At 41.0% G+C, this 16,675-nt stretch carries 13 protein-coding genes; 9 read left to right on the top strand and 4 right to left on the bottom strand.

Annotated features, from left to right (window positions below; genetic code table 11):
• Nucleotides 1-88: 88 nt before the first annotated feature.
• Nucleotides 89-1,822: an AAA family ATPase gene (locus tag IOC57_RS15620; protein WP_207439589.1), complete on the bottom strand. Its 1,734-nt coding sequence runs from the start codon at nucleotides 1,820-1,822 to the stop codon at nucleotides 89-91.
• 242 nt (nucleotides 1,823-2,064) lie between these two features.
• Here IOC57_RS15620 and def point away from each other — a divergent pair, with 242 nt between their 5' ends.
• Nucleotides 2,065-2,643 (top strand): peptide deformylase, encoded by a 579-nt coding sequence (gene def / locus IOC57_RS15615; protein ID WP_207439588.1) that lies wholly within the window; start codon nucleotides 2,065-2,067, stop codon nucleotides 2,641-2,643.
• Nucleotides 2,644-2,685: 42 nt separating this feature from the next.
• Here the strand turns inward: def and IOC57_RS15610 are convergent, their stop codons facing one another.
• Together IOC57_RS15610 and IOC57_RS15605 are read right to left on the bottom strand one after the other, a co-directional pair.
• Nucleotides 2,686-3,387, bottom strand: a complete 702-nt coding sequence (locus IOC57_RS15610; protein WP_207439587.1) for an SGNH/GDSL hydrolase family protein — start codon at nucleotides 3,385-3,387, stop codon at nucleotides 2,686-2,688.
• Nucleotides 3,388-3,522: 135 nt separating this feature from the next.
• A complete protein-coding gene (locus tag IOC57_RS15605; RefSeq protein WP_207439586.1) occupies nucleotides 3,523-5,037 on the bottom strand; it encodes an MDR family MFS transporter in 1,515 nt (504 codons plus the stop codon).
• A 130-nt stretch (nucleotides 5,038-5,167) separates the two neighbouring features.
• On the opposite strand from IOC57_RS15605, the gene IOC57_RS15600 reads away from it, so the two are divergent.
• The 4 genes from IOC57_RS15600 to IOC57_RS15585 all read left to right on the top strand — a co-directional run bounded on the left by IOC57_RS15600 (nucleotide 5,168) and on the right by IOC57_RS15585 (nucleotide 9,808).
• Nucleotides 5,168-5,647, top strand: coding sequence for a MarR family winged helix-turn-helix transcriptional regulator (locus IOC57_RS15600; RefSeq protein WP_207439585.1), 480 nt, complete (start codon nucleotides 5,168-5,170; stop codon nucleotides 5,645-5,647).
• A gap of 184 nt (nucleotides 5,648-5,831) precedes the next feature.
• Entirely contained in the window at nucleotides 5,832-6,680 is an 849-nt protein-coding gene (gene efeO / locus IOC57_RS15595) for an iron uptake system protein EfeO (RefSeq protein WP_207439584.1), read from the top strand.
• Nucleotides 6,681-7,967, top strand: coding sequence for an iron uptake transporter deferrochelatase/peroxidase subunit (efeB, locus tag IOC57_RS15590; protein ID WP_207439583.1), 1,287 nt, complete (start codon nucleotides 6,681-6,683; stop codon nucleotides 7,965-7,967).
• A gap of 86 nt (nucleotides 7,968-8,053) precedes the next feature.
• Nucleotides 8,054-9,808, top strand: a complete 1,755-nt coding sequence (locus IOC57_RS15585) for an FTR1 family iron permease (RefSeq protein WP_207439582.1) — start codon at nucleotides 8,054-8,056, stop codon at nucleotides 9,806-9,808.
• 42 nt (nucleotides 9,809-9,850) lie between these two features.
• Here IOC57_RS15585 and IOC57_RS15580 read toward each other — a convergent pair whose 3' ends face one another.
• A complete protein-coding gene (locus tag IOC57_RS15580; protein WP_207439581.1) occupies nucleotides 9,851-10,276 on the bottom strand; it encodes a DUF4395 domain-containing protein in 426 nt (141 codons plus the stop codon).
• A gap of 485 nt (nucleotides 10,277-10,761) precedes the next feature.
• Between IOC57_RS15580 and IOC57_RS15575 the strand changes: the two genes are divergently transcribed.
• From IOC57_RS15575 to IOC57_RS15560, 4 genes are all read left to right on the top strand, one after another.
• Nucleotides 10,762-11,196: a MerR family transcriptional regulator gene (locus IOC57_RS15575; RefSeq protein WP_396020839.1), complete on the top strand. Its 435-nt coding sequence runs from the start codon at nucleotides 10,762-10,764 to the stop codon at nucleotides 11,194-11,196.
• Nucleotides 11,197-11,341: 145 nt separating this feature from the next.
• On the top strand, nucleotides 11,342-12,685 hold the full coding sequence (locus IOC57_RS15570) for a hemolysin family protein (protein WP_396020834.1): 1,344 nt from the start codon (nucleotides 11,342-11,344) through the stop codon (nucleotides 12,683-12,685).
• A 307-nt stretch (nucleotides 12,686-12,992) separates the two neighbouring features.
• On the top strand, nucleotides 12,993-15,794 hold the full coding sequence (locus IOC57_RS15565; protein WP_207439580.1) for a response regulator: 2,802 nt from the start codon (nucleotides 12,993-12,995) through the stop codon (nucleotides 15,792-15,794).
• Between the two features lie 27 nt (nucleotides 15,795-15,821).
• The gene (locus tag IOC57_RS15560; protein ID WP_207439579.1) at nucleotides 15,822-16,655 is read left to right on the top strand and encodes a CheR family methyltransferase; all 834 of its coding nucleotides are present in this window, start codon (nucleotides 15,822-15,824) and stop codon (nucleotides 16,653-16,655) included.
• The last annotated feature ends 20 nt before the right edge of the window (nucleotides 16,656-16,675 follow it).

The following is a 16,675-nucleotide window of genomic DNA, read 5'->3' as shown; positions in this document are numbered from 1 at the left end:
CTTTCATGTATGATCAAAAAAGAGCCTGTTCGATTGAAAACAGGCTCTACATATTATATTAGGTCTTAAGACTCATCGGAAAAGAATATCAAGCTTTCGAGCATATGCCGGTTATTTCTGATGCATCGACGATACGCTGAATCACTGATCCCTCGAGTGTCTCTTTTTTCAATAACTCTTCAACGAGCTCTTCATACTGAAAGCGATTCGAGTCAATCAACATTTCCGTTTCCTGAATCGCTTTCGTGAATAATGCTTGCATCTTTTGCTCCTTCTCACCTTTATTAAAGGTGAGGGTAAATCCATCTTGAAGCATTCCGGTATCGACCATTTGTTCAAGTAGATGTTTCGCCTGTTGTACATCTCCGCCTACACCTATGCTATGTTCTCCTAAATACATTCTTTCCGCCACGCCACCTGCTAAGATCATTTTGACTTGATCAAGCAATTCACTGGCTGTTGCCAGATGGAGTTCTTTTGGTATTGGTGCGACATATCCAAGGGCTTCCCCACGAGGAATGATGGTCGCCTTTCGAACGGAACCGGGCTTTGTCAAAGCTGCAATCAGGGCATGTCCACTTTCGTGGATGGCCACGCGCCGCTTCGTATCCACATCATTCAAAGTGCGTGATGTCGCTCCAAGTATCGTACGGTCAATGGCGTAATCAAGATCCTGTTTACGAATCATATCCTGTTCATTCCTCAGGGCATGACGTGAGGCAGTATCGAACAGGGAGCTTAAGTCAGCACCGGAGAAACCGGAAGTACTTTCAGCCAATTCATCCAGGGAAGCAAGGACATCTGTAGCCAGACGCTTTCCCCTCGTATGGATATCGATGATTTCCTTTCTTCCTTGTGTATCTGGAAGTGGAACTTGGAAAGAAAAGTCGATCCTGCCCGGACGCAGAAATGCCTCATCGAGCATATCTTTCCGGTTGGTCGCTGCAATGAATAAAATGCCTTCATTTGGATGGCCTCCATCCAATTGCACAAGCAGTTCAGTTAACGTTTTTTCGCCTTCTTCCCCGCCGTGAGCTTTCCTTTTACCAGCCAACGCGTCCACTTCATCAATGAAAATGACAGCTGGCGATTGCTTACGTGCATTTTGGAAAAGGCTGCGGACACGGGCTGCACCGACCCCAACAAACATTTCGTTGAAGGCTGAACCGCTCGTAGAGAAGAAGTTTGCACCAAGCTCTTTTGCGATGGCCTGTGCAAGCAGCGTTTTCCCCGTTCCAGGGGGGCCGTATAATAAAATGCCTTGAGGCGGCTTAATTCCAATTTTAGCTGAACGTTCAGGTTCCTTTAGTGTAGTGAGTGTCTGCAGGATTTCCTGTTTGATTTCGGATTGCAAACCGCCTACATCATCCAAAGTTATCTCTGGCAGTGGCTTTGGGGTGGAAAGGCTTTGCTTTTTACTGCCGATCCGCAATCCGCCCTTTGATTTTTTTTGTATAATGATAGCGGTTGTGACGAGAGCCGCCATTAATCCGCCTAAAATCCATAATGCTGATTTATTAGTTGATGAAAAAGAATATTGAACGTTATAAGTTTCGACAAGTTTATTGATCATTTGACTGTTGGGGGGAATACTGGAAACGTATTCTCCATCTGGTGTGGAGATGTGAAGAGTGCCATTTCTTTTTTCCTCAATGGTGACAAGGGCTCCATCTTGGGCTTTAATCGTCTTTTCCACCAAAGAAAAAGGAATGACCATATCCTTTGACTGAGCAACAACATACCAACTGATTCCAGCAATTATCACAATGAGAGCCGTCAGGAACGGCAGCAATTTCGAAACTAATTTAGAGTTCGAGTTCAATTTTTCATCTCCTTTAAGAATATATATTCAGTATAAAATTTTTAAACATGTAATCTATAGGTCTTTATACCTTAAATTATAGGTAAATAATGTTAAAGACAAAAATTATTTATGGTAGTTTGAAGAGTCTGAATTTTAGAAATATTTAATCTAACCAGCACATTAGACTTTTTAAATGTGAAATGCTAAAGTGAAATGGTCCGAGTCATGAAAAAATAAAATGGTAGAAGAGTGTGAGTTCTATGAGTAAATTTATAAAAGACTATATGATTACGATGAAGGATATCGTTAGAGAAGGGGATCCCATTCTGCGTCAGGTAACGGATGAAGTGAGCCTGCCGATTTCAGATGAAGATCGTGAAACGTTGGAATGCATGATGCAATACCTGAAAAATAGCCAGGACCCAAAACTCCAAAAGAAGTTCAATCTACGTGAAGGAGTGGGGTTGTCTGCCAATCAGATAGGCTTGAATAAACGCATGTTCGCCATGTATTTTCCCGATGAAAAGGGGAAGCTGTTTGAATATGCTCTTGTGAATCCGAAAATCATCAGTCATTCGGCCACAATGATCTATTTGCCGCAAAGTGAAGGCTGCCTTTCTGTCGACCGTGATATCAAAGGATATGTACCGCGTTATGAACGGGTTAAAATTAAAGCGATGGATGGTAATGGTGAGGAAATAGTGATGCGGCTGAAGGGCTTTGCCGCAATCGTGTTTCAACATGAGTTAGATCATTTAAACGGGATGATGTTTTATGACCGGATCAACACCGAAAACCCTTTCAAGCTTCCGGAAAACGTGGAAGTGAAAAGTCTGTAAGGAAAGAAAAGGCAAAGCGCCATGCTTTGCCTTTTTATTGTTTTATGGCTGCGGAAGCATATCCTCTTCCATATACTTCCGCAAATCATTGAATATGGCCAGGCCCATTTGCTGGTACCCTTCTGAAGTGAGGTGGATGCCATCATCGCTAATCAAACGATCCAAGTCGCCGGAGGACTTAATATAGGAACGTACATCGATCAAAGGCACCTTTAGTTCCGATGCAAGGTTTTTCAATTGGCGGTTATACATCCCATGCCAATGTTCAATACCGCCGACATGGGAAACGAAATGCCCGATCGAATGACCGAACTTATCAGCGATAGATCTGTAATATCTGGCAGGATCAAGTGGCGGGAGAGTTAAAAGGAAAGGTGTTACATGCTTGTCCTGTACCTGCTTGACAAGTTGTGTGATATTTACCAGGTAGCGTTCGATTGGAACGATGGGCGTATGGTCACCTTCTGGATTCTTGGCCACTTCGTCCCAATGGAAGTTACAGTCGTTTCCACCGACCTCTATTAATACGATATCGGGATTTTCCGACATGACGTCTTTCTCGATCCGGCTAACCAACAAGTCGGAGTTGTCATTGAAAACCCCTTTATTCAAAACTTCCACGAATGGCAAAGATTCTGTTAGCTTTGATAAAGAGTTTGGATAATTTTCTTTAATGATGCGAAGGCGCCCCCTAACATAAGAAATGCCTCTGGTTAAGCTGTCTCCAAAACATACGATCTTCAAACTTCTCACCTCGGTATGTGAATGTGTTACTTATATTTTAGTAGTGGAATGATTTCTTGGCAATCTTCACCTTCACATCCTTTCATAGAAGGGAGATGAAAAAACAGAAAGCGCTGGAAGTGCAGCGCTTTTTGTTTATTGCAATGATTCCCTTTTTGAAGGTGTTTCCACTCTTGTTTTTCCCATGAAGAACACAGTGATTGCTGCAAGGCCGATTGGGATGAGAGCCAAGGTGAATATTAATGAAATCGAATCGGACATCGCATGAACGATTTTATCCAGGATAAAGTCCGGAATCTCCGCACGTGCTTCCGATTGGAAGAGCTGACGTGGGTCCTCCAGCAATCCGGCTGTATCCGGACTTCCTTGCATCCCTTTAAATGCGTCAGTCATTTTACTTGTGAATACATTGGTTTGAATCGCTCCATAAATCGTTACACCAAGTGTCATCCCAAAAGAACGGAGGAATGAGTTTGTTGAATTGGCCGACCCCCGGAATTTAGGTTCCAAGTTGTGAATGGATGCAATAGGCAAAAGGGAGAAGGAAAAGCCCATGCCAAATCCAGTCAGAATCATATACAAAGTTAATAAAGTCCTGCTGGTATCAGGGGTGATGGTCCCTAATAGAAGCATTCCCGCAAAATAACAGATGACGGAAATCGTCATTAAGTTGCGAAAGCTCGTCTTTGTATTGAATATCCCGCCAACTGCACTGCCGAATACAGAACCAAGCATCATGGGAGTGAGGATCAATCCGGCATTTGTTGCGGAACCACCGTAAACTGCCTGCACGAAAATCGGGATATAGACGGTTAAAATAATGAATGTACCGCCATAAAGAATGGCTAAGATCTGAGAAGTGGCAAATAATCGCCTTTTAAAGAGCCATAATGAAATGATTGGATCTTTTGCTCTTTTTTCGAAAAAGAAAAATGAAACGAAGAAAACGACAAAACTGGCAAACAGTCCTATGATAGGAGAGGAACTCCAGCCATACTCGCCGCCCAGTTCGAGAGCGAACATTAAGCTGATAACGGCAATGACGAGAGTTGCTGCGCCACCCCAATCAATTTTTTGCTCTTGGGTGTTGGGTGACTCCTTGTAATAATTCCAGATGAAAAATAAAGAAATGATCCCAATCGGAACATTGACGTAGAAAATCCAGTGCCAGCTGGAGTATTCAGTAATATAAGCACCTAAAAGTGGTCCCAATACGCTTGAGGCCCCAAATACAGCGCCGAAAAGTCCAGTTAATTTTCCGCGTTTTTCAGGTGGGAAAATATCAAAAATAATCGTAAAGGCTATAGGCATCAAAGCGCCTCCGCCTATCCCTTGAATTGCACGGAAGATACTTAACTGCACTATGCTCTGAGCCATACCGCATAATGCGGAACCGATTAAAAAGACTATAAGTCCAAAAATAAAAAACCTCTTTCTTCCATACATGTCGGAAAGCTTCCCGAATATAGGCATACTTGCCATCGTGGCGACCATATAGGCAGATGTCACCCACACAAACTTATCAAATCCGCCTAAATCAGAAACGATCGTTCCCATTGCAGTTGCAACAATCGTATTATCCATTGCTGACATCAAGATACCCAGCAGTAAGCCGGCAACAATGAATTTTTGTTTTTTTTGAACGTTCATTTTATTTTCCTCCTTCGTCTCAACCAGTCAATGAAATTCCTTTACATGGTTGAAGGGTAAACGTTAAGATTAAACAAAATATTTATCTTGAAAATCAAGATAAATTCAAGTGTAAAAGGGGTGGCATATTATGTCAAGCGATAATAGGGTGAGTGCAGATCAGTTAGAGAGTTTAACACACAGATTGCAGCGGTATGGAATGAGATCCGTTTTATTTCAACAAAATATGGCCCAGAAAATTGGAGTTTCCCATACGGACTTAAAGAGTGCTGAAATATTGAATGAAACAGGACCGATAACCGCTGGCGAATTATCCAAAATTACAGGATTGAGCACGGGCTCGGTGACTGCACTGATCAATCGCCTTGAGAAATCCGGTTATGTTAAACGAGAACGAGATCAATTGGACGGAAGAAGGGTAATGATTGTGCCGATACCGGAAAGACAGGAACAGATTAAATTGCACTATCAATCGCTCTCCGGGGCCACAAAAGATTTATGCTCCGCTTATAATGAGCAAGAATTAATATTGATCAACCAATTTGTTGAGGATATCACAAAAATCATGGACAAAGAAAATGACAAGTTAATGAGTGAGCGTGAAAGGTAGCTGATATGTAGGCTGCCTTTTTTATTTTTAGCCAGCAGGCAGCTACTTATCCTACGAAAGCAAAAGGGATAGAGTTGATTTTATTTAAAGAGAATGAATAATTCACTTCCCAAATATATATTGATAATGATTTTCATTATCTGCTAATATGAATCTATAAATCATATCAAAGGGAGAATATCATATGAAGAAAACAAAGGCGTCATTAGCAGTCTTACTATCAACCAGCCTATTATTTGGCTGTGCGCAGGAAAAGGAAGGAACTGAACCGGCAGCAGATGATAATTCCAAAGAGGCAAGTGCGAGTAGGCTTGATGATGTATCTAGTGAGTACCGTGAATATGCCATTGGTGAAATAGAAGAGTTCGTAAACGCAACGGAAGAATTCACTGCGGCCGTATCTGCCGGTGATATTGAAAAGGCGAAGGAATTATACGCACCTGCCCGCATGCATTATGAGAGAGCGGAACCCATTGCTGAAGTATTTGGGGATCTTGATCCCAAAATCGATGCACGTGAAGGGGATGTCAAAGATGAGGAATGGGGCGGATATCATCGGATTGAAATGGGGTTATGGCAAGAAAATACAACGAAGGGATACGAAAAGTATGCAGATCAATTAATGAGTGATGTCAAATTGCTTCGAGCCAAAGTTGAAACGGTTGAGGTAACAACCGATTTGTTGATCACGGGTGCGGTGGATTTATTGAATGAAGTTTCCACGAGCAAAGTGACAGGAGAAGAGGACCGATACTCCCATACCGATTTATATGATTTCGTCGCAAATGTTGAAGGTGCAGAGAAGATCTATGAACTGCTTACTCCAGCCCTCAAAGAAAAGGATGCGAAGCTTGCCGCGGAAATCCAACAACGTTTTGACGATGTATACGGCTTGCTTGAAAAGCATAAGGATGGGAATGGCTACATCTCATATACGGATTTAAAGGAATCTGAAGTCAAAGAGTTAAGTCAAGCAATAGATGCATTAGCTGAACCACTTTCGCAAATTGGGATTGTAACGGAGGAATCTTAATTGAAAGAACATACGCCGAAGGATGAAACCGGACTTTTCACAAAAAAAGTGAGTCGTCGAAATATGTTGAAAACGGCAGGAGTCGGTGGAATCGGAGTCGTGATAGGAGCATCTGGATTTGGCGGTTTGCTGACACTTTCTGAACAAAGGGCAAAGGGACAAACTAAGGATATTGTTCCTTTTTATGGAGAGCATCAATCCGGTATAACCACTGAAGTGCAAGATAACCTTTACTTCGCATCATTGGAAGTAACCACAGATCAAAGGTCCGACTTAATCCAGTTATTTAAGGATTGGACAGAGGCTGCTGCTCAGATGACAGCGGGAAAATTGATTGGTGAAGCATCACTTAATACTAATATGCCCCCAAAGGATACGGGGGAGGTAAAAGAATTATCACCTTCCAATTTAACGATCACTTTTGGAGTGGGTTCGACCCTGTTTTCGAAGGATGGCAAAGATCGATTTGGTTTGAAATCGAAAAGACCTGCTGAATTAAAAGACCTGCCAAAATTCCCCTTAGATGCGTTAGAGGATGAATGGAGTGGTGGGGATATTTGTATTCAAGCATGTGCAGATGATCTTCAAGTGGCTTTTCATGCCGTCCGGAACTTAGTGAGGATCGGAAGAGGGAAAGCGATCATTCATTGGGCACAAACAGGTTTTCAACGGACCAAGCAAGCCGATTCACAAAAAACGACTCCACGAAATCTGTTCGGATTTAAAGATGGAACGGTCAATCCGGATACGAATAATAACAAGGAAATGAATGAGCATGTTTGGGTGAAGGCAGAGGATGGTCCTGGATGGCTGGTTGGAGGCAGTTATATGGTTGTGCGCCGAATCCAGATGTACATTGAGGTTTGGGACCGGACAATATTGAAAGAACAAGAAAATACGTTTGGCCGTCATCGCGACAGTGGAGCTCCACTAGGGATGAAGAATGAGTTCGATACCGTGGATCTAGAAGCTAAAGATCCTACTGGAAACCGGATCATTCCTGAAGATTCACATATGAGTCTCTCCAGGGGGGACGGAAAAGCAAAGATATTGCGGCGTCCTTATTCTTATGCTGATGGAATGGACCCTAAAACAGGGAGCTTCAATGCCGGCTTGTTATTCATTTGTTTTCAGCGAAAGCCAAGTGAACAATTCATACCAATACAAGAGCGACTAGCGAAAAATGATAAGCTCAACGAATATATCGTTCACAGGGGCAGTGCCATGTTCGCTTGTTTACCAGGTGTGAAAAAGGGTGGCTATATTGGGGATTCCCTTTTTGGATAAATGTAATTTCAAATGAGGACGTGTAAATCGCCAGCATGGATATTATCCGGTTGGCGATTTTAGTTCATGAATAAGGAGGGAACAGTATGACCGTTTCTAGATGGAAGACTGGGATATTGGTTTTAATACTGAGCCTTTTATTTCTTTCGACTGATATTAGGGTGGTTTCGGCGGGTGAAAACCATGATCAGCTTTTTGTTTATATTGGCGATAGTCTAATGAAGGTAAAATCCGGAGACCTTGAGGAAGTATCGAAAAATATCGATCAATTCGAGAAAGATTGGAAAGCGATAAAAACGGACGGCGAGAGTGCGAGGAAAGTCGATGAGAGGCTTTCCTCGGTAAAAAGTGCGGTGAGGGACCAATCCTCCACAGATGAAATCAAAAAGCGATTATCGGCATTATCAAGTACTCTTGTTATTTATGATACCAAGGAAAATCCTGTTGATAAGACGGAATATAAAGAACGGTTAGAAGCAATACTTCCTTTAATAGGTGAGTTGGACGCTTCCATAACCGAAGGTGACTTTGAACAATCCAAAGCTCTATATACCGACCTCCTGAATCAATGGACCGACGCTGAGGTCATTGTCAGAGAGAAAAGTGTTGCTGCCTATGGTGAATTTGAAACGAAAATGGCATTTACACGGATAGCGATTACCCAAGATCCCCCTGATTCCGAAAAAGCAATAAAAAATCTAACTGAATTGAAGGGTCTAATCGAGGATTTCCTGGTTGGTAAAGTGGAAGGAGGAAGTCAGAAGAATACCCATTCACTTGCGGACGTAACGCAACTCTTACAAGGCAGTGCAACGGATATTGAAAAGGATGACATCGATTCTGCTGTTGATCAGCTAAATGAAATTTTAACAATTTGGCCTAATGTCGAAGGTGAGGTCTCCACAAGGGACAGCCAGCTTTACAGCGATATGGAAACGAAAGTCCCTACCGCTATCAGCCTATTGCAATCGAAAAAGGTAAAGGCGGAAGAGGCGAAGGGGATCGTATCCGATTTAAACACAAGGTTACTCCCCTTAATTGAAGATACGGGTTATACAACGTGGGATGCTGCTTTGATCCTTTTACGCGAAGGGTTGGAAGCACTCTTGATTGTAGCTACCTTATTGTCTTTCTTAAAGAAAATCGGGCAAGCGGACAAACAAAGATGGATTTGGACAGGGGTTTGTGCGGGTTTAGTTGCCAGTTCCATATTGGCGGTCATAATCAATATCGTTTTCTCTGAAATCACGGCTGCGTCAAGCCGGGAATATATTGAGGGAATTACTGGGATAATAGCTGTATTGATGATGTTGACAATTGGCCTTTGGCTTCATAGTAAATCGAATGTCCATGCATGGAACCGGTATATCGACAAGCAAATGAACCATGCCATTGCAACGGGAAGCATCATTTCTTTCGCTTTAATCAGTTTTCTATCCATATTCCGTGAAGGTGCCGAGACCATTATCTTTTATGCTGGAATGGCTCCTTATATGGAAATAAAGCAGCTGCTGAGCGGGATTTTCCTTGCATTCCTCATATTAGTGGTATTCGGTTTCGTCATGCTGCGGTACAGTGTGAAATTACCGATGACCCTATTCTTTAAAGTGGCAACGATTCTCATATATGCCTTGGCATTCAAGATTCTTGGGGTATCCATCCATTCACTTCAGGTTTCGCAAGTGATACAGACAAATACGATCAGCTCCTTCCCGTTTGTAGAAACGATAGGTCTTTATCCAACAATGGAAACGCTGGTTCCGCAAGCTGTATTAATTTTGCTGATTGCATTGGCCACTGTTTGGGTCAAAAAGAGTAATTCCTTACGTGCAACCGAATAATAAAAAGGGACTGATGCATGTCAGTCCCTTTTATGTGCAGTTTTAGCGAATAGATCGGCGATAGGAATATTGCTTCCATTGATAAAGGATAAAGCAGCCGATGCAAAATCCAAGAATGGCTATGAGAGAAGCCATTCCGACCATCAAGGTGAATACATAACCGGTAACATTCCAACCCAGCAAAAAAGAGGTGAATCCAATTCCTAAGCAAACGACTGCAATGGCCTGGTTGAATTGTTGCTGTGAATGATCTTCAGGAATATAATCGGAGTTTTTCTTTTTGAGAAAGAGCTTAGCGAGACGCATCACTGGATTGAAATTAAAGAGAAGACCTAAAAGTCCTGCTGTTAAAGGAATAGCCAATATCCAATTTTGTCCCGTTAGTAAGGCAGTGGCTACGCTTAAAAAAATGAACCATTGATTCGTTCGTACTAAGGGACGGGGGATGGAGCGAATCTCACTCGTCATACTAATACCAACCTTCCTGATAAGTTTTGTTTTATATATTATCTTTATTTTAATCACTTATGATGTGAAAAGCTAATAAAACAAAATAAAAAACTCCTTATTTATAATAATTTTAATTTAGTATTGACTATTATTATAGAAGTAGTAGAATATATATATAACAATAAAATGAGGAGGACAGTATAAATGGTAGCAAAAGTTTGTGAAACATGCGGAACACCAATAAAAAAGTTAAAGCATTCTTCCCTATGCCAATGCGGTCCTAAGATATTGAGCAGTCAATTCTCGGTTAAAACAAAAAAATAAAATCCTGTTGATTAGATCATATATTAAGCCGATTATTCAATTAATCGGTTTTTGTTTTTTCAATGAAGGGTAAAGAGGATAATAAATATTTTTCATTTCAATTAAAATAATGTACGATTATGGAATAGAATAAAACGTCATGGAGGAAAAGACATACTTCCATTTTGTCAAACCATCACGTGACGGTTAGGAGGGGTTATGTTGGGAACGAGACTTTAAAAATTGGCGAGTTGGCGGAAATGGCTAACGTTACGAAACGAACCGTAGATTATTATACGAACCTAGGCTTGCTAAAAGCAGAACGTTCCGCCTCTAATTACCGCTATTATTCATTTGGTGAACTTGAAAGGCTTCGCCGTATCGAGGGATACAAAAGAGAAAACCTTTCATTGGAAGATATTAAAGAAAAACTTAAAAAGGACAAGGAAGCCGCATCATCAGCAATTGAGGAAAAAGGTCTTCAGCTCAAGAATAAAATGGATGGCCTGAACGATGAACTTCAGGAATTCATCAGCTTGATTGAAAAGGACGGAAAAAGTGAACTGCTTCTAAAAAAACAGATATCCCGTGAAAGCATGGCCTTGATCCAATCATTACTAGTGTTGCTGGTATGATTAAAATTTATCTCTATAGTTTTATGCACAAAGGTGCATATTAACGGTATAGGCTAAATGGTTGTGGTTCATGTTACAGAGCGAAAATCGCTTTTTGAAACGAAAATAACCATTTATACAGGAGGTGCTTGGGACTAAGCCGTACATGTCTAATCCGAAGGATAGGCACTATATGGAAAACCCGCACATATTGGAGATTTTTATAAAATTATTAGCAGTAGCTGTATTAATAGCATTAACAGCATTTTTCGTTGCATCGGAATTTGCAATCGTGAAAGTCAGAAGTTCCCGAATCAATCAATTGATTGAAGAAGGGCATAGAAATGCCCTCGCGGCCAAGAAAGTGACATCACATATCGATGAGTACTTATCTGCCTGTCAATTGGGGATTACAGTAACCGCCTTAGGTTTAGGGGTGTTGGGTGAACCGACGGTCGAGGCGATCTTAAAACCAGTATTCACTAAATGGGGATTAGAGGAATCCGTAAGTCACATCATCTCGTTCCTGATCGCGTTTGGTTCTGTAACATTCCTTCATGTTGTAGTCGGCGAGCTGGCACCGAAAACGGTTGCTATTCAAAAGGCAGAAGAGGTAACCTTACTTTTTGCAAAGCCGTTAATTCTCTTTTACCGCATTTTGTACCCCTTCATCTGGTTACTTAATGGTTCTGCGCGTCTCCTGACGGGTATATTCGGATTAAAGCCTGCATCTGAGTCCGAAATGGCCCATTCTGAAGAAGAGCTGCGCATCATTTTATCGGAAAGCTATAAAAGCGGTGAGATTAACCAATCGGAATACAAATATGTAAATCAAATATTTGAATTTGATGAGCGTATTGCCAATGAAATCATGGTTCCACGTACGGAAATGACCGTTATCGAAAAGGGCATGCCATTATTGGAAGTTGTTGAACTGATTCAACAAGAGCAATATACAAGGTATCCGGTCATAGACGGCGATAAAGATAATGTCGTGGGAATGGTCAATATCAAGCGACTTTATACAGCGACGATTACAGAAGATAATGTAACAGCTTTGACGGTGGATTCTTTTGTAACACCCATCATCCGTGTTCTTGAAACGATCGCCATTCATGATCTGCTGCTGAAAATGCAGAAAGAACGGATTCATATGGCTGTTTTGACTGATGAATATGGCGGAACTGCCGGTCTTGTTACGGTCGAAGACATTCTTGAAGAAATCGTTGGGGAAATCCGTGATGAATTCGACCAGGATGAACGTCCGCTCATTCAAAAAATTGATGAAGGTCATTATGTATTCGACGCTAAAACATTGGTTGAGGATGTCAATGATACCCTTGCGATCGATTTGCCGGAAGAAGATATCGATACATTGGGAGGCTGGTTCCTGACAGGCAGATTTGAGATTGCTGTCGGGGATAAGATTGAATACGCCGGATATGAATTTACTGTAAAGGAAATGGACGGCCACCATGTTTTATATGTTGAAGTGAAGAAGGTTAAATAAAGGATCACTATAAGAGCCGAAGGTGAAAACTTTCGGCTTTTATTAATGTTCTCAAGTGCAAACAATTCAAATGGTTGTTTATAACAATGGTTTAGGCAGACTATTGCTTAATTGGAAAAGGAATTCATTTTAAATAACACTGTAGGTAACTATTTTAGTTTGGAAAATGTTAAAATTGACATTAAGCAACGAATCTATATATCATTTTAAATTTCAAGGAATATAAAGGGAATTCTCTATTAAGTCATATTTTGCAATTCCGTTTATTTCAGGCAAGTATAAATAAGTATTGAAGGTGGGCGGGAAAATGGGTTTTAAGAAGAAGCAAATGTTGGGATTTGGTTTGATCTTGCTTTTCTTGGCTATTTTACTTTCTTTCATGATGTTTACGCTTAGCAGTTTAAAGAGCAGCATGACTGAAATAGTTGAAAATCGCTATGAAAAAGTTCAAGCTTCGATGGAAATCCGTCAGCTGTTTTCTAGGTCAGACCGTGAGATCCTGTTTGCAGCTAATGACTCAAACAAAGAAGAAAGAGAAGAGAGCCTCGAAATCATCAATGAGAATCATAGTTTGATTGAATCAAAAATTGCTAAGTTATCAGGTTCGTTAAATAAGGCGAAAGCAAAGCAATTATTGAAAGAGTTCGAGACCCAATATGCATCATATTCCATAACAGAGGCTGAGATCATCCAAAGGGTAAAATCGGGAAACTCTTCGGATAATCTAGCAAGCCTGATGGACGACCAGAGGGAAAAACGCACGAAAGTCATCAGTACGATGGATGACTTTAAGGATTTTCAAGAAGGTGTCATGAAAGATACATTAAGTAATTCGAAACAAGCCTATGAAGATATGATCAGTTTTGTAATTTTCGCTGTTATTCTCAGCATTTTGGTTATTTCCGTAACGGTTGTTTGGATGATTCGCAGTACATCGAAAGATCTGCAATCGATTACGAAGGTCATCAAAAATATCGATTTTAAAAATTTATCGGTCATACCAAGGATTCCGGTTCGGACTACTGATGAAATTGGTGATATAGCGAGATCGTTCAATGATATGGCGGAATCGCTTGAAGCTTATAACCAAAAAGAGAAAGATTTCACAGAAAAGATCAGTGAACAGAACTGGATCCAGACACGTGTTGCGGATATAGCTACCATGTATCAGCGGATAGTTGATGTGGAAGTTCTGGCCGACCGGTTCATTACAAGACTTGCACCGATGATGGGAGCTTCAATTGGAGCTTTTTACGTTAAACGGGGTGAGGGTGTGGATATGCGTTTTGTGAAGCTTGCCAGCTTTGCAGGAGATGGCAAAGATTCGGGCAGACGTGAATTTCGTCTTGGCGAAGGTTTGATCGGTCAATGCGCCCTTGAAAAGAAATCTAAAGTCATTGACGATATCCCTGAGGATTTTCAATTGGTTACGACAGGATTGGGGGGAGTCAACCCGAAAAGCATTGTCATTGCACCAGTCGTTTATGAGGATGAAGTGATCGCAATGATTGAACTGGCGAGTTTGGAGGCCTTTACGAAGCTGCAAAAACATTTCTTGAACCAAGTTCTTGATACTCTGGGCATCACGATAAATAGTGTAGAGGGCCGGATGGAAATAGAGCGTTTATTGAAAGAATCACAGGCACAGACCGAAGAGTTGCAGGCTCAATCGGAAGAATTGCAATCACAGTCAGAGGAAATGCAAGCCCAATCAGAGGAACTGCAAACACAGGCTGAAGAGTTGCGAATGATCAATGAACAATTAGAAGAGCGAAATCGTGAAACTGAAGAAAAATCGAAAGAACTTCAAGTCGCTAAACTAAATCTTGAAAAACAAGCGGAAGAATTAAAGTTAAGTTCAAAATATAAATCCGAGTTCATGGCAAATATGTCCCATGAATTGCGGACACCGCTCAATAGTATTCTGATTTTATCAGAAATGCTTTCAGATCCGAATGATAGTAAATTAAATGAAGAGCAACAGGAATTCGCTCGTGTCATTAATTCATCAGGCCAAGACTTATTAACGTTGATCAATGACATTTTGGATTTATCAAAAGTTGAAGTCGGAAAGCTTGAAGTTGTCTTTGACGAAATGAATTTGAGTGAACTTCCTGAGTTATTGCACCGTAACTTCGATCATGTAGCGAAGAAAAAGAACATTGACTTTATAATAGAAAAGGGTAAAAACGTTCCGGATATTTTCTTTACGGATGAACAGCGCTTCCAGCAAATTTTGAAAAACCTATTATCCAATGCATTTAAATTCACGGAAAAAGGTTCTGTGTCTGTCCAAATCCAAAAAGCTGATGAAGAAAATGTAGCACAATGGATACAGACAAAAGGAGCTAGCAATTGGGTTGAAATTAAGGTGACGGATACGGGCATCGGAATTTCAAAAGAGAAGCAAAAACTTATCTTTGAAGCGTTCCAGCAAGGTGACGGAGCTACAATGAGAAAATACGGCGGTACAGGATTAGGGCTATCGATTTGCCGGGAATTTGCCAAACTTCTGGGAGGCTGGGTCATTGTAGACAGTGAAGAAGGACAAGGCAGTACCTTTACTTTCTTTATTCCAAGCATGCCAGAGGGCTTCAAAAATGTCGGCGAAGCAACAGCTGCTTCTCCGGAAGTGGCAGCAGCTAACCACGATGATTCTGCTGCGCCTTTTGGCGGTCAGGGTGAACCGGATGTAGTTATAATGGATGAAGAAGATCGGGATAAGGCCAAACCATTCTGCAATAAAACAGTACTGGTCGTCGATGATGATCACCGTAATATATTTGCTCTGAAAAATGCGCTGAAGCATGAGGGGATGGAAATCCTTACAGCTGAAAACGGCTACGAATGTTTGGAACTCCTTGAAAAAGGAAATGATATAGATGTTATTTTGATGGATATCATGATGCCGGGCATGGACGGTTACGAAACGATGACCAGAATTCGCGAGCAAAGTAAGTTCGAGGATCTTCCAATCATCGCGCTAACTGCGAAAGCGATGAAAGGCGATAGGGAAAAATGCCTGAAGGCCGGCGCTTCCGATTATGTCAGCAAACCATTAAAATTGGATCAGCTACTATCCGTCCTAAGAGTATGGCTGACTAATTGATTATAGTATGGTTAAGGAAGGTTTTGCATGAAGGATACTTTAACGATTGAAGAAAGAGAAGATTTAGAACTCGAATTATTGTTAGAGGCCATTTATTCCGTATCTGGCTTTGACTTTCGCAAATATATGCGTTCTTCAATAAAAAGAAGAGTTGAAAATAGAATGAGACTGGACCATATTCGCAGGATTAGCGGAATGATAGAAATGGTTTTATATGAAAAGGGGTATGTTGAGAAGCTTTTGAAAGATTTTTCAATAAATGTCACTGAGATGTTTCGAGATCCGGAGTTCTTCAAAGCCTTTCGTTTAAATATTGTACCGCTCCTGAAAAAACTTCCTGAAATCAGGATTTGGCATGCAGGTTGTTCGACCGGTGAAGAAGCCTTTTCCATGGCGATCATCCTCAAGGAAGAAGGACTTTATGATAAGGCGAGGATTTATGCCACTGATATGAATGATGAAGTGCTCCATCATGCGGAAAAAGGGATTTTACCTTTAAATAGAATGCAGTCTTATACGAAAAACTATTTGCAAGCTGGAGGTAACCAGGAATTTTCGGAGTATTATACAACCGATTATCAAAATGCTTATCTTGATTCGAATCTCCTTAAAAACATTGTGTTTTTCCAGCATAATTTAGTCACTGATGGTTCGTTCAATGAGTTTCATATCATCATGTGTCGGAATGTGATGATTTACTTTACCGGTGAATTACAGACTTATGTTAATCAGTTGTTTTATGACAGTCTTTGTAAAGACGGCTTCCTTGCGGTTGGCAGCAAGGAAACACTTCATACATCATCCTTTTCGGAAGATTATGAGGACTTTGATTCAAAGGAACGAATTTATCGGAAATTGTAAAAAGAAAGAGTCCGCATATA

This window comes from Bacillus sp. SD075, from assembly GCF_017355165.1.
Classification (GTDB): domain Bacteria; phylum Bacillota; class Bacilli; order Bacillales; family DSM-1321; genus Peribacillus.
Note: the sequence above shows the minus strand (reverse complement) of the source record. Positions and strands in the feature narration are given on the sequence as shown.

What these genes read in the sequence shown, in the direction of transcription:
- IOC57_RS15580 (WP_207439581.1), bottom strand. Translation starts at nt 10,276, where the DNA reads ATGACGAGTGAGATTCGCTCCATCCCCCGTCCCTTAGTACGAACGAAT.
- IOC57_RS15585 (WP_207439582.1), top strand. Translation starts at nt 8,054, where the DNA reads ATGACCGTTTCTAGATGGAAGACTGGGATATTGGTTTTAATACTGAGC.
- IOC57_RS15605 (WP_207439586.1), bottom strand. Translation starts at nt 5,037, where the DNA reads ATGAACGTTCAAAAAAAACAAAAATTCATTGTTGCCGGCTTACTGCTG.
- IOC57_RS15565 (WP_207439580.1), top strand. Translation starts at nt 12,993, where the DNA reads ATGGGTTTTAAGAAGAAGCAAATGTTGGGATTTGGTTTGATCTTGCTT.
- IOC57_RS15560 (WP_207439579.1), top strand. Translation starts at nt 15,822, where the DNA reads ATGAAGGATACTTTAACGATTGAAGAAAGAGAAGATTTAGAACTCGAA.
- efeO (WP_207439584.1), top strand. Translation starts at nt 5,832, where the DNA reads ATGAAGAAAACAAAGGCGTCATTAGCAGTCTTACTATCAACCAGCCTA.
- IOC57_RS15570 (WP_396020834.1), top strand. Translation starts at nt 11,342, where the DNA reads ATGTCTAATCCGAAGGATAGGCACTATATGGAAAACCCGCACATATTG.
- def (WP_207439588.1), top strand. Translation starts at nt 2,065, where the DNA reads ATGAGTAAATTTATAAAAGACTATATGATTACGATGAAGGATATCGTT.
- IOC57_RS15600 (WP_207439585.1), top strand. Translation starts at nt 5,168, where the DNA reads ATGTCAAGCGATAATAGGGTGAGTGCAGATCAGTTAGAGAGTTTAACA.